Raw genomic sequence first — 22,022 nt, 5'->3', positions numbered from 1 at the left:
GGTGGGTGCGATTCACTCACCTGAATTTATACTCTTTAATGATATGACTTTTAAGGGATAATGTCAAATAATTTGTTCATCTATATTCGAAAGAGAAAGTTCAAACCAAAAGGTGCTGCCAATTCCGTCAAGGCTGTTGACACCGTAATCGCCTCCATGCAAAGAGAGAATGTTTTTGACAATGGAAAGTCCAATACCGGTGCCGGTTTGTGACTGTCGATGCTCTTTGTCAATCTTAAAATAGCGTTCCCAAATATCTTTTAGTTTATCAGCAGGAATGCCTTCTCCTTTGTCAACAACAGAGATTCGCACTTTATTTTCGGGTAGATGTTCTTGTAGAATGGTAATCATTTTCTCGTTCCGGCTGTAATGAATAGCGTTGTTAATTAAATTATAGAGAACTTGAGAAATTTTGAGTTCATCTGCATGGACAAATAAATCTTCATCAGGGGTAAAGACAAAGATAAAATCACTTAGCTTTTCATATCTCTTAAGAGTTTCTCGAACGCTTTGTGTAATATTGAAGGTGGTCAGGTGCAACGGGTTTGCTCCTGCTTCTAATCGAGATAAATCTAGCAGGTCGTTCACAAGGGCATTGAGTCTAGCAGCCTCATCAATAATAATTTGCACATTTTCGGGAGTGTTTTCACCCGGCAAGTCACGCATCACTTCGCTGTATCCCTGAATCATCGTCAGTGGTGTGCGTAAATCGTGTGAGACATTGGCCAAAAGCTCATGTCGAAGTGCCTCTACTTTAGACAGTTCACCGGCTGTGTAGTTCAGTGTTTCAGCTAGTTCACAGGTTTCGCGGCTGCCAATTTCAGTAAAGTGAGTAGCATAATCTCCGCCAGCCATTTGTTTAGCGCCCTGATTAATCGATTCAATTGGTTTGGTTAAGCGAGAAGAAATCCAAACAGCCAATGTGCTGCCCAATAAAATCATGACGATAGTCACACAAAAAAGCTGGATTTTTAAGGTATCTACAGTGGCATCTACCGGTGTAATTTGCACCTCAAGCAGAATCAGGTAATCATTGCCCTCGCTATCTTTGGGAGTGGAAGCCCAAATAATGCCGTTTCGATCGTCGCCTGTTAAAGTGCGCTCATAGGTCTGCATGACCTGTCCGTTGTCAGAGCGTGCCAAGTTAAAAATATGCATCAAATCATAGGCATTGTAGCTTTCAATATAATTGGTTAGAAAGTCGGCGCTGGTGCTATAGCCATACAACCGTTTTCCTCGACTATTGGCAACCAAAAGATTGATATCTTTCGTAAGAACCAGCTCTCTTAGAATGTCATCTAGGTTGTCGTTATCTAAGTTGGCGGCAATTTTTTCAGCCGCTGACCGTACCTCCGCTTTTTTGATATTGCTATAAAAGGTATTTAAGAAAAGGATTTGAAATACCCAAAGCAGAATGCCGATAATTATGGTAAAAGCCAAAAATCCAAGTAAAAGCTGGGTGCGGATTTTGAAACGGTGAGGACGGGCTTGAGTGGATAAAAACACGGCTGTAGGCCCGTCATCTCCGGTTAATTTGATGATTTTCTTTTTTGTTTTCATGATTCAAACCTGTAACCGACACCCCGCAAAGTGACAATGAATTTGCTATAAACGCCAAGACTTTTGCGAAGCAATTTGATGTGAGTGTCTAAGGTGCGATCATCGCCATAAAAATCATAGCCCCAAACATTGGTAATGAGCTTTTCACGGGTCAGCGCAATATTTTTGTTGTTGACAAGATATAACAAAAGCTCGTATTCTTTCGGAGAGAGCTCGGCTCGCTGGCCGTCTATCGTGACAATGCGGGCATCGAAATCGATAACTAAACCTTCAAAAGAGACAGTTTGATGCAGAGCCGTTTCTTTTGTAGGATGAATGCGATTCATAATAGCGGAAATTCGCATCATCAACTCTTTAGGCGAAAAAGGTTTTACAACATAATCATCAATGCCTAATTTAAAGCCATAAATTTTATCATATTCTTCGCCTCGTGCAGAAAGCATTAAAACGGGGGTGACGGAAACTTTGCGGATTTCTTCTACAGCAGAAAAGCCGTCTAATTCAGGCATCATGACATCCATAATAATAATATCAAAACCGTGTGGCTTTTGACGGCAAATCTCTACAGCCTGCATACCATTGGCAGCTTCTGTTACGGTATGCCCCTCAAATTCAGCATATTTGCGAATTAGTGAGCGAATTTTATCCTCATCATCGACAACCAAAATATGATACATGATAGACCTCCTGTTTATTCGAAAATGGTAAAATACCATAGTGCTGATTTTACTGAATAAAAGTATATTTTAAGAAGTGTGTTAATCTGCAATATAATAGAATAGTATAAAAAAATGATGTGAAGATTGTGTGAAAGCAGGGTTAGCAAAGTTAAAAATAAAGATTTATCTAGAATGATAGCCTTGTTTATTATTTTACTGCAAAATAAAGTGTTTTTCAATTTTAAAGTAGAAAAGAAAACGCAAAGACTACCCAATATTCTTTTTTTATGCTTCTATTTGTGCTAAACTTAAGATGTTTTTAGTAGTTTAATAGCTACACCGAAAAATAAAACAAAGGGAGAAAATATGAAAACAGCAAACACATCCTCTTCCTCCAAGTTTAAAATACTAACGATTCTTCTTGGGGTTGGTGCCATTATTCTTATCATTACAGCAGTTTTTATGTGGTTTATACCGCCTGGCTATAGTGTCACTACTTATTCAATGGAGTCTTATGTGAATCAAACAATATACGGCAAGAATAGAGAAGAAGCCGCCGAAGAAGCTGCGGATAAAGTTGCGATGCTGGAAAATAAAATTTCTTGGCGTATAGCCGGCAGTGAGGTAGAACGATTAAATTTAAATGCCGGAACCAATTTTTTATCGATTGATGAAGATGTCATTTCTATTTTAAAAACTTGTCGAGAAGTATCTGAAAAAAGTGCAGGTGCCTTTGATGTGACCATTGCTCCCCTGAGTCGACTTTGGGGTTTTGGAGATGCAAAAAATACGGTTCCGCAAGATGAATTGATTCAGAAAATTCTGCCTTATACCGATTACAACAATATTCTTTTTAATGAGAAAATGACACAGGTAGCGTTAAAGACAAAGACTACTACATTGGATTTAAGTTTGATTGCACAAGGTGCTGCCTGCGACGAGGCAGTGAAAGTTTATGAAGAAGAAAAAGCCTCAAGTGCGGTTATAACGGTGGGCAGCACAATCGGTTTGTTTGGAGAAAAGTGGTTTGGCTTGCCGTGGCAGATTGAGATTCAAAATCCATCGGGAGAAGAAACAATAGGAAAAATTTCGATGCAGGCGGGGTTTATTTCTACGGCGGCAAATTATCAGAATTACTTTGAAGAAGACGGTAAGGTTTATCATTCTATATTAGACCCTAAAACAGGATATCCAGCTGAAAGCGGATTGGTTTCGGTAACTGTGACAGCAGAAAGCGGAGTTTTGAGCCAAGCTCTTGCACAAGCGTGTTTTGTCTTGGGATATGAGAGCAGTCTACCGTTGCTTCAAGATTATAATGCAGAAGCAGTATTTGTCACAGAGGCGAAAGAGGTGTACATAACAAGCGGATTAAAAAATCAATTTAAGCACATTAATCAAGAATATCAGCTAATAGGAAACGATTGATAGAAGATAATCTTTTAGTTTTAAGACGATGGAATTTCTATTATGGGAATAACCAAGAAATCTTTTTATAGTACAAATTTAAAAACCTCTGCAAGTTAACTTGTGCAGAGGTTTTTAAAAAAATAAATATTGTTGTATAATAAAATTTTTAAAAAGAGAAAGCAGTAGAAATAACATTCTTTTTGTCATATAAGAATTAACGTTTTATATGTGGCCGCATAGAATAAAAAAGCAAGATATTTGCTAATGAACATATGAAAAGCAGCAATTGACAAAAGGAGATTTCTGCAGATGAAAATTTTACAGACAAAGATGAAGGAGCAAATGCAAGAGGAACAGTTAAATTCAATTGACTGTTTTTGCCCTCCGCCATGTCCTCCACCATGTCCTTCGCCGTGCCCAACACCCTGTCCTCCCGGTACAGGAATTACAGGGCCAACCGGTCCTACAGGCCCACAAGGTATACGTGGAGCAACAGGAGCACAGGGTGCACAAGGCCCAATGGGACCCCAGGGTGCAACGGGTCCTATAGGGTTGCAAGGCGCGACTGGACCGCAAGGGTTGCAAGGTTTACGGGGTGCGACAGGAGCACAAGGTAACACGGGTGCTCAAGGTACACAGGGGCCTATTGGGGCACAAGGAGCGCAAGGTGCACGGGGTGCAACAGGCTCACAAGGTGCAACAGGGCCTATAGGATTACAAGGACCGACAGGAGCACAAGGACTGCAAGGCATACGAGGTGCAACCGGTTCGCAAGGTGCCCAAGGCTCTCAAGGTGCTCAAGGTCTGCAAGGAATTCAAGGACCTATAGGATTACAGGGGCAACAAGGCGTACGAGGCGCAACAGGTGCTCAAGGTGCAACAGGTTTACAGGGAATTCAAGGTCCGACAGGTCCACAAGGCTCAACCGGAGCAAGGGGTGCAACAGGTCCGCAAGGAGCAACAGGTTCTATAGGAATGCAAGGACCAACAGGAGCACAGGGTCCACAAGGAATTCAGGGGCCGGCAGGAGCACAAGGGTCACAGGGAATTCAAGGGCCAACCGGTGTAGCGGGTGTGCAAGGAGCACAAGGTGTGCAAGGCCCACAAGGATTACAAGGTGATGTAGGCCCAACAGGCGCAGCCGGATTACAGGGACTGCAAGGAATTCAGGGACCGCTGGGAGAAGAAGGCCCCACAGGTCCTGTAGGCCCACAGGGTGAACAGGGAATTCCAGGGCCGGCAGGCCCGACAGGTCCTCAAGGGATTCAAGGAATTCAAGGACTGCAAGGAGAACCAGGGCCAACTGGGCCTCAAGGTCCTGCGGGACCAGCAGGTACAATTGGATTGCGTGGCAGCACTGGCTTGCAGGGTACTGAAGGAATGAGAGGTGCGACAGGTTTACAGGGGATTCAAGGATTGCCGGGGCCGCAAGGTCCACAAGGGGCACAGGGTATACAAGGAACAGTTGGAGCGCAAGGTGCAACAGGCCCACAAGGCTTACAAGGTATACAGGGGGCACAGGGTGATCCAGGCCCGACAGGAGCACAAGGCCCAACAGGACCGACAGGAGCAACGGGTTCAATTGGAGTACAAGGGCCTACAGGTGCGCAGGGTGTTCCGGGAGCTAGTGCCTATCAAGTTGCACTTTCAGAAGGATTTGTAGGAACACAGCAACAATGGTTGGCTTCTTTAGAAGGCCCGACAGGACCCCAAGGTATCATTGGTCCAACAGGACCCCAAGGCTCTACAGGTACTCAGGGTGTTCCGGGTCCTAGTGCCTATCAAGTGGCTCTCTCAGAAGGATTTGTGGGAACACAGCAACAGTGGTTGGCTTCTCTAGAAGGTCCGACAGGTCCACAAGGCGCCATTGGCCCAACAGGACTGCAAGGTCCCACCGGAGCTCAAGGTGTTCCGGGTCCTAGTGCCTATCAAGTAGCTCTCTCAGAAGGATTTGTGGGAACGCAGCAGCAATGGTTAGATTCATTGGAAGGCCCCACAGGGCCTACCGGGCCAGCCGGACCGGCTGCTAGTGCAGATAATTGTATGATGACAACCAGTATGGGGAATATTTCTACTTTCATTACACCCAATGAAGGAGGAGGTAACAGCCAAGCAATCGGGGGAATTGCTTTTGGCGGTGATGCAGATGTCAGAGAAATTACAAGCGTTTCCGCTTATGTGATACAAAGAGGAGCAGGAACGGGTAGTTTCCAAATGGCTATTTTGGAAGCGGTAACCAACACCAGTGCGGTTGTTGTTGGCATTACCAATATGGTGACATCTATTTCAGGCGGATTATTTACCTTGCCGCTCATTTCTGCAACAAATGTTGTAGGTAGAAATATTTACTATTTAGCAGTTTTCAATCAGGTAAATGCTTCTGAACTAGGCGCCATTGATGCCGGAACGAATACAGTAATTGACGCACCGCCAATTAACTTCAGAGCTCAAAATTTGAATTCTGGATTTTCTGTTGGACAGACGATTAGTGTCAGCGATGTAAGTTTGCATAAAACACCTTGGTTATGTGCAATGAGATAACGTTTTTGGAGACAATCGCAATTTTCAAACTTTATAAGCAAGTGCAAGAAAGCGCATAAATCTATAAGATTTATGCGCTTTTCATTTTTATGGAAGAGTCATGTTAAATCTTCTAAATCAGCCGTAGGAAAATGATTTTCAAGATTATCTCTTGCTAAATCAGAGTCAATGGCAGGGTAAATGTCTTCAGGAATTGGTCTTTCGTAATCTTCTTCTCGATTTAGAAGAAAGACTCTTTTTTTAGAACTCATTTTAATCACCTCGCAGTTAGCATAACCGAAGAAAAAAGGATTATGAGAAGCAACGATTGGCAATTCATTAAAGTAAAATAGTGCGATAATAATGGCAAAAATTTTAAATTTTAAGATAAATATAGTGAAAAACGATAGGCCTATTTATCACAGGCACTATAAAAAATGTAAGTTCCTTTTTTTACTTCGTAGGTTTGATTGGCAATAGAAACAGATGTGTTCGTAGGGGTTTCAATTTCATACTGCCAAACGTCATCTTTTTTCTTCCATTCGGAGCGAATCAATCCATGTTTGGTTTCTAGAGAAGCTTTTAGCCAAGTTAGGCGTTGATCGGGATTAGGACAAATAATGACTTTTTCATAACCTGGGGCATTTTCATCTGTTTTAATTCCGGCAGCAGTTCCATATACCCAGTCTGCTACGGCTCCATAGGCATAGTGGTTATAAGAATTCATATCAGGACTCCAAAAATCTCCATTTTCCATAATGCCATCCCAGTGTTCCCAAATGGTCGTGGCCCCTTTTGTGACGGGATAAAGCCATGAAGGATATTGCTCACGAAGTAGCAGAGAATAAGCCAGTTCTGTGTGGCCATAGTCACTCAATACATGCAAAAGATAAGGTGTTCCTACAAAACCAGTTTGCAGTTTGATTCCGCTTTCTCGAATCATGTCGGCCAATTGGTCGGCAGCAGATTGACAATCAGGTGCCAATTTGAAATGTGCTGCCAGGACACATTCTGTTTGTGTCATATATTCGGGATAAGTATTTTGAAAAGCGGAAGTAATATTTTTGTATAATACTTTATATTGGCTGACATCTTCTCCTAATATTTTGCCAGCCTTTATCACAAGTGAAGTGGAGTAAGCATAAAAAGCAGAGGCGATAAAATCTTCTCGGCTAGAACCCTTATAGCTTCCTACAGGAGCATCTAAACCCAACCAATCTCCAAAATGAGTGCCGCCTGTCCAAAGATTCTTATCTTGCGTATGGGAGGTGATATAGTCTATCCATTTTTTCATGCAATTAAACTGATTGGATAAAATTTGTGTGTTTCCATAGGCAAGATAAATCTCCCAAGGACAAATAACAGCAGCATCTCCCCAAGCAGCACTGCCTCCGTCTTTTATAATGTCGGGGATTACATGACCGATTCGCCCGTCTTCTTCTTGGTCGGCAGACATATCAGACAACCATTTGGTGAAAAATTTCTCGACATTAAAATTGAGCGCAGCTGTTTTAACAAAGACTTGAGCATCACCTGTCCAGCCTAAGCGTTCATCTCTTTGAGGACAGTCGGTAGGAATATCTAAGAAGTTGCCTTTTTGTCCCCAGATGATATTTTCGAAGAGCTGGTTTAAAAGGGGATTAGAGCAACTTAGATGGCCGGTACGTTTGAGGGCAGAGTGTACCACAATGGCACTGAAATTCTCAAGATTAGCAGATTGAGTACCGTTTGGGAACTGGTCAACACGGATATAACGGAATCCAAAAAAGGTAAGTTTAGGTTTATAAGTTTGCTTGCCATCTTTGCAGACATAGCAATATTTTGCTTTTGCACTGCGATAGTTTTCAGTATAAAAATTGCCGTCCTTATCCATAACTTCTGCGTGTGATAACACAACTTTATCGCCTGCTTTGGCCGTTAGATTGATTTCTACATAGCCAGTGACTTCCTGACCAAAATCAAACACCCATTCTCCTTTGGGAGTTTGGAATCGCCTTGCCGGCCTTAGCTGTTCTTGTTCACAAATGTCCTCGCCCTGTTGTTCTATTAAAGTAGAAAATGGCCCTTCAAAAGTTTCAACGGGACTGTTGGCGACGGGCAAATAAGAGGCATCATAGGTCTCACCGTCATAGATTTCTGAAAAAAGAACATTACTTTTTCCGCAAAGCCAGCTGTTATCGGAACAAATCATCGTGGTAGTTCCGTCTTGAAAAAAGATTTCGAGCTGTGCCAAAAAAGCAGCAGGTGCCGCTTGCAGCTTTTTTTGCTCAGGAAAGCTTTCCCAGCCCAATCTGCTTCTATACCAGCCTTTTCCGACGGTAACTGAAATTTGGTTATGGGTGCTTAGCAAGGAAGTTACGTCATATTCTTGATATTGCAATCTTTTTGCATAAGAGGTCCAGCCGGGTGCCAGTACAAAATTGCCAATTCGATTTCCATTCAAGACGGCTTCATAGACACCCAAAGACGTAATAAATAGTTTTGCTGCTTTTATAGGACGGTCAGAGATAAATTCTTTAGAAAAGAGGGGGCAAATATCGCCAAAGTCTTCTATCGGTTTAATCCAATTTGCTTTCCACTGCATGAGAGAGCCTCCCAGTTTTATTTATTAGTTGACTTTAAGATTAACAGATAGTATGCTGAAATAAAATACCGGATTATAACCAATATAAGGGGGTGTTTTAACCTATGAAGCCAAAAGCTACGTTAACACTCAGAAATACAGAGCTTGGTATGAGCACTGCTGATAAATTGGTTATCATACCGCTTAGCCAAGAAGATATGCAAGATCATAAGCATGATTTTTTTGAGCTGGCTTATATTACAGGCGGTTCTTGTGTGCACACACTGAATGACATGAGTTATTCAGTAGCTGCCGGAGATTATTTTATTGTGGATTATGGGAGCGTACATCGCTATACAGACAGCAAAAATTTAACGCTGATTAATTGTCTGTTTCTGCCGGAAATCATTGATGATACCTTGAAAGGGTGTTGCTCTTTTGAGACACTAATGCACGCTTGCTTTCTGCGCTATTATAAGTTCTATTGGGGGAAAACCCCCGTTAATCGCATTTTTCATGATAAGGATGGAAGGATTGGAGAACTGTTAAATGGGCTGATGAAAGAATATCAGGAAAAACAGGTGGGATATCGTGAAGTATATAAAAGTAAGCTGCAAGAAATTTTGATTATTATGATGAGAAATGTGCTAGATTATCATTCTTTTTTTACGAACAGCAAAATGGTCTCAGATGTTATAGAGTATATCAAAAAGAATTATCAAAGTCCCAAAATATTAGATGAGTTTTCAAGACAGTATCATTTTACCCCTCAATATATCAGTCGAAAGTTTAAGCAAGAAACCGGGGTTACGATTCGAAATTATCAGCAAAAAGTGCGAATGGAAAAGTGCTGCGAACTATTGGTGGGGAGTGATATGCCAGCTGTGGAGATAGCCCATACAGTCGGTTACCACGATTATAAATTTTTTGGTGAGCTATTTAAAAGAATGTTAAAAATGACGCCAAGTCAGTATAGAAAAATATCTGCCGACAAGTAAAGTAATTAATTTTTAAATTGATTAGTGTTTATAGCCCTTGAATTTTTATAAGAGGGATTGAAAGAAACAAGTACCATAATGAATGACAAGAGGAGCAAGTGAAATGAAAACAGTATTTGATCAGACAGAGTTTGCAGGACTGAAAGCGAAAAATAGATTTGTACGTTCCGCAACTCACGATGGGAGAGCGGATGAATGGGGACATGTAACAGATAAGCTGATGCATCATTATGTAGAGCTTGCAGAAGGCGGCGTTGGAACCATTATAACGGGTTTGGCCAATGTAACAGATAGAGAGAGAATCATACCTGGCCAAATGGCAATTTATAATGATTCTTTTGTTGAAGAATATCGCAAGATGACCAATGCTGTGCATGAACATAATTGTAATATCATTATGCAGTTGGTCTGTAATGGCGTTCAAAACAAAAGTAAAAATCAAGGGGTACTTTGGGTGCCAAGCGTGATTGCAGAAGATACTTCCATGGCAGAAGCAACCGAAATGACAAAAGAAGATATTGAAGTCATGAAAGAAGCATTTACAAAAGGGGCTGTAAGGGCTAAAGAGGCAGGCTTTGACGGTGTGCAGCTTCATGTAGCTCATGGCTATTTACTCAGCCGATTTCTAACGCCTTATTACAATAGAAGAATGGACGAATACGGTGGTAATACTGAAAATAGAGCAAGAGTGGTAGTGGAAATTTGCCGAAATATCAGAGAAGCTCTAGGAGCGGATTACCCCATTTTAGTCAAAATTAATTGTGAAGATTTTATGGAGCAAGGATTGACGTTTGAAGAATGCAAATGGATATGCCTAAGATTGCAAGAGGCAGGGTTGAGTGCTGTTGAAATTAGTGGGGGAACCAGACTTTCCAGAGCTAATGAGGGCGTTATCAGGAGAGTGACACCTGCCACCGAATCTTACTTTAGCCAATATGCTGCCGAAATGGCAGAAGAGATTGATATTCCCGTCATATGTGTTGGTGGACACAGAAATATAGACAAACTGACTGATATTTTGAACCAGACTAAAATTGAATATTTTTCGCTTTGCAGACCGCTTATCCGTGAGCCTGCGCTTATTAATCGTTGGGAAAAGGGTGACACAGCACCTGCTGCCTGTATTTCTTGTACAAAATGCTTTGGCATAGAAACAAGGTGTATCTTTAAGTAAGTAATCATACAGCATGAGTGTAGATAGCTTTACAGGAATCATTCATGAAGAAACTGAGTAAAGTAGGCTGATTTAAAATTTTGAAGGAGGTTTTTAAGGGTGGTTAGAGAATAGCAAGAATAGGAAGAGAACTACGCAGATGAACGAGAAAGTATTTGCAGAAATTAACGGCATGCAGCGAGAAATGTTTTTGCAAAGTGAAAAGATTGAAAAAATCTGTATGATTATTTCTCCATGATGGTGCGGTTTTTCTGAAATTGCATTTACCGAAGAATATCTCACAGGATTAAATAAAACCGTTACTGTTTGTTGGAGAGAACAGCATGGAAGCGGAATGATTAGTTAAATTAAAAACTAATATGACTAATTTGTAAGTAGGAGATTAATATGAAAAAAGAGAAAACATGCCTTGAATATATTCCGGCAATCATTTGGGGTGAAAAATCTGATAAGGTCTATATTTTTGTACATGGAAAGATGTCGAATAAAGAGAGTGCAGAAGCATTTGCCGAGATTGCTGCTAGTAGAGGTTATCAAACAATCAGTTTCGACCTACCCGAACACGGTGAGAGAACAGACAGAAATTATAAATGCAATGTTATGAACGGGGTTACTGATTTAGCTAAAATAGGCAACTATGTATTTGAAAAATGGCAAACGGTGTCCTTGTTTGGATGTAGCTTAGGGGCTTGTTTTAGTCTTTATACCTATCAAAACAGACGTTTTGAAAACTGTTTATTTCAATCGCCGATTGTAAATATGGAGTATCTCATTCAACAAATGTTCATATGGTTTGGCATTACAGAAGAACAACTTAAAGTAGCAGGAGAGATTGAGACCCCTGTGGATACGATGTCGTGGCTCTATTATCAATACATAAAGGAAAATCCTATTTATCAATGGACTGCTCCAACCCATGTTTTATATGGTGCCAAAGATAACCTGCAAAGCCGAGAAGTCATTGATGAATTTGCAGGCCAATTTGGGTGCAAAGTTACCGTTGCCGAAAACAGTGAACACGCCTTTATGAATCATGGAGATGAGGCAATCGTCAAATCATGGATTGAAAAGAGTTTGTTGTGAAGGCAGAGAACTTCAAAAGAACAAGGATAGTTCTTAAGATCAATTTGAATTCTTGCGAGAAAAAATAGTAAGAGTAGGAAGCTATAAATAAAAGCAGGGCGTAAGAGAGAGTTCTCCTATACCCTGCTTTTATTTATTTTATTGGTCTGTATCAATCAATAGTTGTACGCATACGTGCTTAGCTTCTTTTTTAAAAATGATTAACCCAAGCGAATAATCATCATAGAAGCACCCAGACTACTGCCTAACAAGGTTGCTACACCTGCCAATAACGGTGCATACATTTGCAGACGTATGGTAGTACCTGCATTTAGGCTCAACTCAATTTCATTGTAGAATTGAGATAATGACAGAGCAGGGGGAATGGTAGATTGAGGAATATTTGCCCCATTGATTACTAGACGTGTCCCCAGTGCGACAGCAGCTGTGGTATTAACATGGTAAGAGATTCGGTACAAACCTGTTGTGGCAAGAGTGAATACAGTATTTCCGCTTGTCAGTGTGATATCGGATGACAAAAGTTGTGTATTGGGAAAGGCAATGTCTGTTCCCAATACCAATACTGAGATCAATCCTCCTGAAGTATTAGCAGCAAAGGCGGCAGTTTCAGTAGGGGGCGGAGTAGGAGCTGCTGCTCCACTGATTCCTATAACCCCAGTGGGTCCAGTAGGTCCAATGGGGCCCGTTGGACCTACTCCGGAGATAGCACCAACAGGTCCCGGCAGTCCGTCTGAGCCTGTTGGACCGGTAGGACCAGCAGGACCAGTGGGACCGGTAGGGCCTAAATCTGGGCCAGTAGGACCGGTAGGGCCTTCGGGCCCGGTTGGGCCAAAAAACACGGGAGATTGTAATGCTTCAGTGAGCTTACCCGTCAATATAATTTGATTTTCCAATACCGTGTTGAGCATATTGCCTGCACTATTGTTTATATTGAGGACATCTGTGATGCTAGCACTTTCTTCTAAACCGGGCAGCGTACCGACCGCATATTGAATTTTTTCACCCTCAGTATTGATGATATGGCTAAGTGCTAGTTCTTCAGATGCAATGGAAGAAATAATTTGATTAATGGCATTGGGTCTATTCAACTCAGGAACTAAGGGGAATTCAGGCTTTGACATAATATCCTCCCTTTCTTAGCTCAACCGGGTAATCATCAATGTGGCACCCGCGCCTGTTGTCAGCGTTAAACTAATGGATGCACCAACCGCTTGCAACTGTACGGTACTTCCGGCGGTTAAGTCTGTTATAATTTCATTAGAGTAATTCGAAAGACTTAGGAGTGGTGCAACAGTAGAAGCAACAGAGGCTGCTCCATTAATCATAAGTCGAGTGCTGAGCAAAAGTGCTACGGTAGTATTAACCGCATAAGCAATTCGGTAGCGCCCCGGTGTAGCAACAGTAAAGGTGTTATTGGCTCCGTTAACCGTAATTCCACTGGGCAAAATTTGTCCGCTTGGCAAAGGGACAGGGGTTCCAGCTGCTGAAGCCGACAGGGCACTTCCTGAGGCATAAGCAAATGAGGATGTTGCGGTCGTATTTGTACCAGTAGGGCCGATAGGACCGACCGGGGCACTATTATTAGGAAAACAAACTGCCTGTAAAAATGCGGTCTATCTAAACCGCTTTGGATTGGGTGTTAATTTCTATATATTTAATGACCCGGCGTAGTTCATCTGCAAACTTAAACTTTACGCTGATGTTGCCGTTCTCATGTACTTTGATTTGTTCCACAAGTTCGGTTAGAACATCCCTTGTCAGCTTCTCAATGTTCTGAAATTGCTTGAAAACTGCTAAGAAAGGACTTTCGGCATCAATGCCATTTTCAAGCTCATCCTTTTCTGCTCTAAGGGTTTCGATAACCTGTGTAAGCTCCTGCATCTGATTGTCATAATCTTCCCGCATATGGCGGTAATCCATATGTGAGATTTCTCCGTCTTTCCAATCCTGCCAAACCGCTTGCTTATATCGGGTAATTTTCGCAAGCTCTTTTTCTTTTTGCTCTAAAGCGTTCTGCAATTTGACAGACTGGCTTTTGAGTAAAGGGGCTTTATTGATATAAGCAATCGTATTGGAATAATGAACCGCTAAGTAAACCTGTTGCTGAACCGCATATAATACAGCCGCTTCTAATCGGTTGTGCTTGATGGAGTGCTTCGTGCAAGCCGTTTTAGACTGGTCTTTGTAGGTACGGCAGAAGTAGTATACTGTACCCTTAACTTGACTTCGTGCCATTGCTTTGCCGCAATCCGCACAGCGCAAGAAACCGGAGAATAAATATAGCTTTTTCTGCTGTGGGCCGGTTCGAGTATCTTTCAGTAGTAATGTCTGCACTTTTTCAAAAATAGCACGTTCTATGATTGGCTCATGGGTATTCTCCACGATATACCATTCTTCTTCGGGCGTTCTTTCCTGCACATGGATTTTATAGCTTTTCTTGCGGTAGCGGCCCTGTACCATATCACCGCAATACATACGGTTTTTTAATATGGTAGTAATCGAGGTTGCTGTCCATAGGGTTTTTTTAGCCGGGTCAAGACTTGGATTGGTGTATTTCTGCTTTAGAACCTCCCGCTTATATGCCGCCGGACATAAGACACCATGTTCGTTCAAATTTTGTACAATCGCATTTTTGCTCATACCGTCTAAAAACATGGTGTAAATATCCCGGACAACAATGGCGGCAACTTCGTCAATGACTAAAGCATTTTTATCCTCTGGGTGCTTCAAATACCCAAAGGGGGCAAATGAGCCGATATGCTCCCCGTTGCTCCGCTTCATGTCAAATACCGCCCGGACTTTATCGGAAGTTTCGGCACAATGATTTTCATTCATTACGCCTTGTATTGGTACGGCAATACTCCGCATATTGCGGGGGTCTTTATAGCTGTCCAGCGTTTGATGATACAACGATATGAAACGTATATCATGGCGGGGAAAGTAATCATCTAAATAATAGCCCTGATCGCCATAGTTACGGAAAGAACGTGCCAAGTCTTTCACAGCGACACAATTTATCTTTCCTGCTTCAATATAAGTCAGCATATCTTGAAAATCTTCTCGTTCCTCGTCTGTTGTGCCAGATATGCCATCGTCAATAAATACCTTGATAATCTCATATGTGTCGCCATCGTCCATAGCGGCAAAATGCGCTCTTAGGATTTTTTCTTGGTTTTTAACACTTTCGGAATCGTCATGTTTTAGTGGGTGTTCATCCTCTTTGGACAATCTAATGTAAAGTCCAACGCACCATGTTTTTCTGGATTTTCTCACCATAGATGTTTGTGAAATATTAGCTCGGCTTTTCCGCGCCATAGCGGCCTCCTTTCTGTCACCTTACACCTATATTATACCATTTTGGCATAAGGCACACAATGTTGTCACAGCCTGTAAACTGGCTTTACAGGCCACTTTTCTTGCGTTTCAGAAAGTCGGCAAACACATCTTGCAGGGCAGGGGCATCCTCGGAAAACTCCAATTTTACGCCCATATCGCCCACACGAAAACAATAGGGATTTTTTACTGCTGTTATGATTTTTGCCGCACGTTGTTCCTGCGGTACAGTTGTATCAAAGATGAAGCCGCTAACATCAACTAAATCCTCTTTGTTTACCGATTCTATGTCTACGCTTGCCAACTCTGAAATTGGAATACGTTTCTTCAATCACAATCGCCCCCTCCTTTCCATGTATATGAATTGCTCGGATTGTCCTATGAGGAAACACAAACAGCCACCACTTTATCATCAAAAGTGATGGCTGTTAATCTTTCCTCACACTTCGATTTATTATCACAGTGGAGAATACCGCACCGCTGTAAGTTGGCTTATCGTTAGACAGAAAGAAACGGTACGGTACTCCCTTTATATAAAAGACAATAACCCGGACGGGCGGCGGCACCACCCTCATGGGAATTTCACCCCGCCCCATGCTGATGGCGCGACGGTCAATGCTGTGAAGCGTTCAAACCGTAAGTATCATTGTATCAATCAAAAGATTATCGCCGGGCAGATTGCCACATCTGCCTTGTCATAGTAGGTAGGAATCGCTCACGCTCCGCTTGGTCTTTCCCCCTTTCAACGGGCGGTCTTGGCGTACCCTATGGCTTGGCTCCCTTTTGATTGAACGTATCCGGGTTATCGGTATTCAGTTGTCAAAGAACAATAGATGGAGAAAAACTCCTTCTATTAGTCATGTGATTTAGAGGACAAATTCGGAACTAGAAATCAAGACTTTTTCAAAAATTTCTCCATGCTTTTTAACCCTTTCTCAATAGCAACTCTGATGGCTTTTTCATTTACACCCTCTGCTTGCGCAATATCAGATTTACTCATGCCGAGTATGTAATGAGCGTAAATCCGTTTTCCCTGCTTGTCCGGCAAGGAAGCGATTGCAGAATGTAACTGTTCGGCTGTGATTTTGCGTTCGTAAATCTCACTAGGAGAAAGGGAGACAAAAAGAATATCCTTTTCAATTCCATCGTCAGCGTCCAGTGAATAGTGGGCTTTGTTATAAAAGCGGCGGCGAATGTAATTCTTCTCCAACCGTTCTGCTTCCAGCAATGTGTCCTTTATTTCATTGGGTATATCTACAAAAAAGTCTGAATGATAAAACGGGTAAAAATCCCGCAGATTAATTTTAGCCATAAGACATTCCTCCATTTCGATTTTTTAGGGGCTGGCGAATCAAAATGGAATAGGAGGAGAACGACAGCGGTACGGAACTTCGGGCCAAGTTGGCCCGAAGTGATAGAGCGTGTCCCATACGTTATTAGTGAAAAAAGGGTACAAAAAAACACCTTTGCGCAAATATGCACGAAAGGTGTCGAATAAAAAATAGGCGCAGTAGCCGCCCATTTTTTGATATAATTTTCTGAAATTATATAGCCTTAAAACATCAGCTACGCCAAACCGTCACGATAAGGTAACGGTTCCTCCCGAACATTTATCAGCGGCTTCGGATACATAAGAACCTCCTATCCTAAAGCCGCTAAGCTATAACACAGTGCCTGCTACAAGATTCATAAATACGCAGAATAGCGGCTTTGATTTTCTCAAAACCGCTATTCTTTGATAATACAGTTATTAGGGCATAACGAATCCCCCGCCGAACAACGGTTTTTTTCTTTTCCGCTGGCATGGCGGCATGGGGAGTAATTTCATGTTTTATTATATTGAAAATATTACAAATTTTTATCCAAAGGCTCTACATGCTTTTTGCTTTTGCAATTATCAATTCCAAGTAAAGAAAATTTTTGTAGATACGATGTAAGGCGGTAAACAAGAATCCAGATTACAAATATTTTTACTGGAACCATAATTGCATTTTGTAAGATACGCGTCGGTAATACTGCTAGATAGCCTTTCCCTGTCATCATGTATACCCAATATGTACTTAACCCTAAGCTAATAGATAAGCCTTGGATAATACAAGCTAAACTTATACGCCACAATTGTTTGGGTTTGCGGTAAAGTATGAGGCCATATATTAGTCCATTAAGAGCGGCAGACACGGTATAACCGGGAAAATAGATTCCTAAGCCTTGCGGAAATAAAAGTGCTCCGATAATATCAGCAATAGCTGAACTAGCAGTTGCACAAACTGGTCCAAATACGATTGCATTTATCACCAATGGTACAAAAGAAAAGCTGATTGACACAATGGGTGTCATAATACCAGCAAAGCGTCCCAATACTACTTGTAATGCAATAAGCAAGGCTACATAAGCTATTTTCTGTGTTTTGTTAAAATTCATTTTTTCCCTCCATTTCATTGAACAGCTTAGTAAATGCAGTCTGTAGTTTGGCCTTTGCACCTATAAAAAGGTCTGTGTTCCAGCTGTTCAATTCTTCTTCTCCATAGTAACAATTGTCAATGTATTGCGAATAGCGTAACTCCATTTGAATACAGTCGATATTATCTCTAAAAATTTTCTTATAGTTTTTCAGGATATATCGACCACGAATGACGTTAACTCCTACCTTATATCCTTGCTCCGCCAGTATGTCACGCAAGGCTTCGATGGATTGTGTTGTTGATGATTGATTATTGTAATTGGATAAACTGATGTCCTCGTTGGCTCCCTCAATAAAATCCACACAAAAGCTATGCAGGTCTAAAAGTAATACCTTATTATAAAAACGTAACTTTTCTTTAATTAGCTTTTCCAATGCAGTATGATATGGGTCATAATACTGTTTCAGGCGTCCTTGAATTTCGTCAGGGCGCAAGGGCCTAGAGTACAGGGGATTCCCAAATGTATTATGAGTGTGTACCAGCTTTGTCCAGAAGTCCTCACCATTTATGTCCTCTGTTTTATCGCGATTAAGGTCAATAACATATCGGCTGATATTAGAGGATATAACCGTGATACCCATATCAGGTAAAAAGTCATACAGTTCTTTTAAGAACCAATCAACATTAGATAAAACGACTGACTGTAACATGCCTGAACGTATATCATTTGGTACAAATGTGCCGCTATGCGGTATACTCACTATTACAGGACATTTATGGTTGTCCGCATTGTGAAGATTGAATAAATCCATATAATCATTATTCCTCCTGTTCGTTCTTAACAGCTATCCAAAATTCACACTTTGAACAATATTCAAAAGGCTGTGTGAATACCTCGCGAGCAGGATATACCTTCATCTCGGCAGTTTGAGCTACTTCATAATCTGTAAATGGTAGCCACTCAGTAAAAAAGCGTTTATTCGCTTCCTCATATGTCAGCAGTTGCCTTCCAAAGTATGTGAACACAGCCCACCTTGTGGCTGGTATCACAATCTCTGACATATTGCGTGGTTTAGGCTTATCCGTTTGAACTGCAAGGTAATATACTGGATTTTGAGGGTCAATGTCACTTATTAGTCCGCAGACGGTTGAATCTATATCACCACCAAATTCAATTACCTTGCGTAGTGTACCATTAGCGGCTGACTCTTTCCAAAACTTACCGTAATGCTTCTCGTATTGAGATATATTGTTTGGTAAAGGCAGCGTAACACCCACAAACCGCATTGCTTCCCGTTTCTCCATTCGATAACGAAGCCCATTCGTACCACTAATTGATACCGAAAAGTGTAGTTGTGGGTAAGAATTAAGTTCGGTGCCGGGTAATCGCGCTGCTGATGGAGATACACCGTGAACCGCCTGAAAAGCACGATGAAATGATGCAGGAGATACATAACCATATTTTGTACCAATATCCTGTATCTTTTCTTGTCCATTTTGCAAATCAAAAGCCGCTTGGGTCATACGCCTCTGTCGGATATACTCCGAAAGAGGTAGTCCTACAACATAAGAAAACATTCGTTGAAAATAATTTGTTGAACAACAAGCAATCTTAGCAGCTTCATCATAGCTAATTTCGCTGTCAAGATTTTGCTCAATATAATCAATTGCTTGTGAAAATCGTTTTAACCACTCCATATATCAACACCCATTTGTGAAATTTGTTATATATACTATAACATAATATTTTGTATTTCTTTTCTCTTTTCATGTCCTCATATGTAAACACAATCGCTGTCTATGACAAAAAAGCAGTTCATATATTCATATAAGAACGAAATCTATTTGGTGCAGATTGCATACTCATATTGAGCGTTTTTTAGGCTTTCCGCTAAACGGCAAGCAGGGCAACTGTGGCCACAGTTGCACGTTTTGAGGATTTTCCTTTACGGGAAATCCTCAAAACTGCTTGTTGGGGAGTGCCTTCCCCAAACCCTGCAATTTCGGGCCAACTTGGCCCGAAATCGGTGCGTTGCACCTCATGTTGCGTCATGTCGCTATCGCTCCATTTCCTTATTTTTCTGTCCGTCTGTCAAGCCGAGCAGATGGTCTATATTGCTTTTTACCGTTATAATTTCCTGCATATCCTTTTTGGCTTCCCGGTACTCCCGGTAAGCTTTTTTCTTATTAGCAGCCAACCGCTGAAACTCTGATTTGAGCGTATCCATTTTGGGGAGCTTGAAACCGTTCACAAGCCTATCCATAGTAGCCCTTGCCGCCCGGTAGGCGGCAATATCCGCTTCATGCTCCGCAAGGTATTTCCTGCTGTACTTCGCCGCCTTGTACCCCTCGAAAACAGGCCGGGTCTTAGCGTAATCCACAACCGCCGCCTTTAATTCCGTGTTGGTACGCATGGCGGCTTCGGTGGATTTTATACTGTCTGAAAGCATATGAAAACGGTCTGCCGCTTGTGTGGCTTTTTGCTCCAAATCGGCATAATCCATCAAGCCGTTTTCCTGCAAATACTGTAACGCCGCCGCCATCTGCTTCAGGTTATATATCTTGGCCCACTGTTCGTAAGCAGGGCCTTTCCCGGCTTTAATCCGGGACTGAATATCCACAATCAGATTTACCTTGCGCCGTTCCATAGGAGCGGCCCGGCCCTCAATCGCCGCCTGTATATCCTCTAAGCCGTAACCCTTGCCAAGCGTAGCGGCACGAAGCTGTGTAAAGCGTTCCTGCCCCTCGGTGCGGAAGCTAATCCCACCGCCTCGCCTGTGCTTAACCTCAAATCCAGCGGTAACCATTGCCTGCAAAAAGCTGTCCATATCGGGCGGCTTTTCCGTAAGGCAAATGTCAATCTGCGCTTTTAGGCGCTCTTGAAAGGTAGGCGTTTTGTTGCCGCTGAGCCATTGCCCGTAATGCCTGTATTTCCCCTTACTTTTCGGCTTGGGATTGGCGATATAGGAAAGTCCGTTTTCAAGGCAGATACGGTCAGAGAGCCGCCGAACCGCACGGGCCGAGCCAAGAAAATCCCGAAACTTCCTTGTGCAATCGAGAGTAGTTGAATTGTAGTAGATATGCACATGAGGGTGGGGGCGGTCAACATGGGAAACTACAAAAAAGGCGTGTTTGCCCTTTGTCCAACGCATGGCGAAATCATATCCGATTTGAAGTGCCATTTCGGAATCCACTTCGCCGGGGACAAAAGACTGTCGCACCTGATAGCACAAAATGTCCTCGTCCTTTTTCTGCTCCCGGCCTGTGATGGCCTTGTACTTGGCCTTGCTTAAAAGGAACTCTGCATCTGCGGTTTTCGGGTCGCACTCATAGGCAAGAACCAAATCGCCGCCCTGTGTTTTTTCGGGATTCTGTCCGTAGTCAAAACGGTCTTTCATAGACTGTGCTATCGTTTCGCCCCTGCTGATATGGTGGGGCTTAAAGTAGGTTGTCGCCATGTGCGGCCCTCCTTTCCTGCAAAAAATAACTTCGGGCCAAGTTGGCCCGAAGTCGTCCGGCACTTATACAATTTCTGTTAGTCCATAATGTAGAACCGGAGCCGGTTGCTTATGCCGTTTACTCCATCAATCAACCACTCCGCAATAGCCTGTATTCCAAAGGGGGAAAGCAGGAAAGCAAATACCATTACCCATATGCAGTTGTTCAACATACAGCCTGTAACAAACATGGCAATAGCCAGTAGACCTAAAATGCCCGATATAACGGTAAGAATTGATGAAGCAAAGCAAAAGAGAAATCGTGTCATTGCGCCAAACAGGGTCAGCACAATCATAAATGGTATAGCAATAATTTTGCCGATTATTTTCATAATACAAAGCCCCTTTCTTAAAAACATAAGTTAGATTGTTTATCCTACCTATATTTTACCATGCGGGAAAGAGGACAACAATGTTGTCGAGGCCGCACCGATCTTGGCTTAAAGTCAGCTAAAAGCAATCCGTGAGTGTAACTATTCTTGTATTTCCATATTTGGTGGAAGAATGGAAAGTGGAGTATCGTCCGCTTTGATATACATATCCTCCGTTTGCTGTTGAGCATAGATAATATGCTCTATAGCTTCTTGATTGAGTTTCAATGCTTTATTGGCAGCTCTCATTATGGTTAAGTACATTTCCTTGTAATCTGGCATGGTAGCCCTCCTTGTCAAGTTTTTTACAGTATGGGGCATCCAGACAATGAACACAATGTTGTCAAAGCCGCACCAATCTTGTCCTATCACTTCGGGCCAAGTTGGCCCGAAGTGCCAAATTTTTGTTGTTAGTTTCAGAAAATAAATGTATAATCATATTTATATTAACGATA

The 22,022-nt window shown here is 42.1% G+C and carries 20 protein-coding genes; 5 read left to right on the top strand and 15 right to left on the bottom strand.

Going from position 1 to position 22,022, the window contains the following annotated elements:
* Positions 1-63 precede the first annotated feature (63 nt).
* Both CS931_RS05435 and CS931_RS05430 read right to left on the bottom strand, forming a co-directional pair.
* Positions 64-1,560, bottom strand: a complete 1,497-nt coding sequence (locus CS931_RS05435; RefSeq protein ID WP_099204762.1) for a sensor histidine kinase — start codon at positions 1,558-1,560, stop codon at positions 64-66.
* Positions 1,557-2,237, bottom strand: a complete 681-nt coding sequence (locus CS931_RS05430; RefSeq protein WP_099204761.1) for a response regulator transcription factor — start codon at positions 2,235-2,237, stop codon at positions 1,557-1,559. Before CS931_RS05430 ends, CS931_RS05435 begins: the two co-directional genes overlap by 4 nt.
* A 348-nt stretch (positions 2,238-2,585) precedes the next feature.
* Here CS931_RS05430 and CS931_RS05425 point away from each other — a divergent pair, with 348 nt between their 5' ends.
* Together CS931_RS05425 and CS931_RS05420 are read left to right on the top strand one after the other, a co-directional pair.
* Positions 2,586-3,644 (top strand): FAD:protein FMN transferase, encoded by a 1,059-nt coding sequence (locus CS931_RS05425; protein ID WP_099204760.1) that lies wholly within the window; start codon positions 2,586-2,588, stop codon positions 3,642-3,644.
* Between the two features lie 291 nt (positions 3,645-3,935).
* Positions 3,936-6,167 (top strand): collagen-like protein, encoded by a 2,232-nt coding sequence (locus CS931_RS05420; RefSeq protein WP_143826233.1) that lies wholly within the window; start codon positions 3,936-3,938, stop codon positions 6,165-6,167.
* A 98-nt stretch (positions 6,168-6,265) separates the two neighbouring features.
* Here CS931_RS05420 and CS931_RS12790 read toward each other — a convergent pair whose 3' ends face one another.
* Both CS931_RS12790 and CS931_RS05415 read right to left on the bottom strand, forming a co-directional pair.
* The gene (locus tag CS931_RS12790) at positions 6,266-6,418 is read right to left on the bottom strand and encodes a hypothetical protein (RefSeq protein ID WP_200814949.1); all 153 of its coding nucleotides are present in this window, start codon (positions 6,416-6,418) and stop codon (positions 6,266-6,268) included.
* A gap of 140 nt (positions 6,419-6,558) precedes the next feature.
* On the bottom strand, positions 6,559-8,730 hold the full coding sequence (locus CS931_RS05415) for an alpha-L-rhamnosidase (RefSeq protein ID WP_099204759.1): 2,172 nt from the start codon (positions 8,728-8,730) through the stop codon (positions 6,559-6,561).
* A gap of 104 nt (positions 8,731-8,834) precedes the next feature.
* On the opposite strand from CS931_RS05415, the gene CS931_RS05410 reads away from it, so the two are divergent.
* The 3 genes from CS931_RS05410 to CS931_RS05400 all read left to right on the top strand — a co-directional run bounded on the left by CS931_RS05410 (position 8,835) and on the right by CS931_RS05400 (position 11,964).
* Positions 8,835-9,707, top strand: a complete 873-nt coding sequence (locus tag CS931_RS05410) for an AraC family transcriptional regulator (RefSeq protein WP_099204758.1) — start codon at positions 8,835-8,837, stop codon at positions 9,705-9,707.
* A gap of 103 nt (positions 9,708-9,810) precedes the next feature.
* Positions 9,811-10,881: an NADH:flavin oxidoreductase gene (locus CS931_RS05405; RefSeq protein WP_099204757.1), complete on the top strand. Its 1,071-nt coding sequence runs from the start codon at positions 9,811-9,813 to the stop codon at positions 10,879-10,881.
* Positions 10,882-11,268: 387 nt separating this feature from the next.
* Positions 11,269-11,964: an alpha/beta hydrolase gene (locus CS931_RS05400; RefSeq protein ID WP_099204756.1), complete on the top strand. Its 696-nt coding sequence runs from the start codon at positions 11,269-11,271 to the stop codon at positions 11,962-11,964.
* A gap of 200 nt (positions 11,965-12,164) precedes the next feature.
* On the opposite strand, the gene CS931_RS12640 is transcribed toward CS931_RS05400, so the two are convergent.
* The 11 genes from CS931_RS12640 to CS931_RS05340 form a co-directional block, all read right to left on the bottom strand.
* Complete coding sequence (locus CS931_RS12640; protein WP_159459745.1) at positions 12,165-13,085, bottom strand: BclA C-terminal domain-containing protein; 921 nt, start codon at positions 13,083-13,085, stop codon at positions 12,165-12,167.
* A gap of 15 nt (positions 13,086-13,100) precedes the next feature.
* On the bottom strand, positions 13,101-13,523 hold the full coding sequence (locus CS931_RS05385; protein WP_159459764.1) for a BclA C-terminal domain-containing protein: 423 nt from the start codon (positions 13,521-13,523) through the stop codon (positions 13,101-13,103).
* Positions 13,524-13,581: 58 nt separating this feature from the next.
* On the bottom strand, positions 13,582-15,279 hold the full coding sequence (locus tag CS931_RS05380; protein ID WP_099204753.1) for a recombinase family protein: 1,698 nt from the start codon (positions 15,277-15,279) through the stop codon (positions 13,582-13,584).
* Positions 15,280-15,364: 85 nt separating this feature from the next.
* Positions 15,365-15,628 carry a DUF6870 family protein gene (locus tag CS931_RS05375; RefSeq protein ID WP_099204752.1) on the bottom strand — a complete coding sequence of 88 codons (264 nt, stop codon included), beginning with the start codon at positions 15,626-15,628 and terminating at the stop codon, positions 15,365-15,367.
* Between the two features lie 561 nt (positions 15,629-16,189).
* Positions 16,190-16,609, bottom strand: a complete 420-nt coding sequence (locus CS931_RS05370; protein WP_099204751.1) for an RNA polymerase sigma factor — start codon at positions 16,607-16,609, stop codon at positions 16,190-16,192.
* A 536-nt stretch (positions 16,610-17,145) separates the two neighbouring features.
* On the bottom strand, positions 17,146-17,718 hold the full coding sequence (locus CS931_RS05365; RefSeq protein ID WP_099204750.1) for a folate family ECF transporter S component: 573 nt from the start codon (positions 17,716-17,718) through the stop codon (positions 17,146-17,148).
* Positions 17,708-18,511, bottom strand: a complete 804-nt coding sequence (locus tag CS931_RS05360) for an N-formylglutamate amidohydrolase (RefSeq protein ID WP_099204749.1) — start codon at positions 18,509-18,511, stop codon at positions 17,708-17,710. The genes CS931_RS05365 and CS931_RS05360 overlap by 11 nt, the downstream gene beginning before the upstream one ends.
* A 7-nt stretch (positions 18,512-18,518) precedes the next feature.
* Positions 18,519-19,397, bottom strand: a complete 879-nt coding sequence (locus CS931_RS05355; protein WP_099204748.1) for an AraC family transcriptional regulator — start codon at positions 19,395-19,397, stop codon at positions 18,519-18,521.
* A gap of 359 nt (positions 19,398-19,756) precedes the next feature.
* Entirely contained in the window at positions 19,757-21,157 is a 1,401-nt protein-coding gene (locus CS931_RS05350) for a relaxase/mobilization nuclease domain-containing protein (RefSeq protein ID WP_099204747.1), read from the bottom strand.
* A 77-nt stretch (positions 21,158-21,234) separates the two neighbouring features.
* The gene (locus CS931_RS05345; protein WP_099204746.1) at positions 21,235-21,528 is read right to left on the bottom strand and encodes a CD1845 family protein; all 294 of its coding nucleotides are present in this window, start codon (positions 21,526-21,528) and stop codon (positions 21,235-21,237) included.
* A 141-nt stretch (positions 21,529-21,669) separates the two neighbouring features.
* Positions 21,670-21,849 (bottom strand): hypothetical protein, encoded by a 180-nt coding sequence (locus tag CS931_RS05340; RefSeq protein WP_099204745.1) that lies wholly within the window; start codon positions 21,847-21,849, stop codon positions 21,670-21,672.
* Positions 21,850-22,022: the final 173 nt, after the last annotated feature.

It is taken from the genome of Scatolibacter rhodanostii (genome assembly GCF_900197595.1).
GTDB classification, from domain to species: Bacteria; Bacillota; Clostridia; order Oscillospirales; family Acutalibacteraceae; genus Scatolibacter; species Scatolibacter rhodanostii.
Note: the sequence above shows the minus strand (reverse complement) of the source record. Positions and strands in the feature narration are given on the sequence as shown.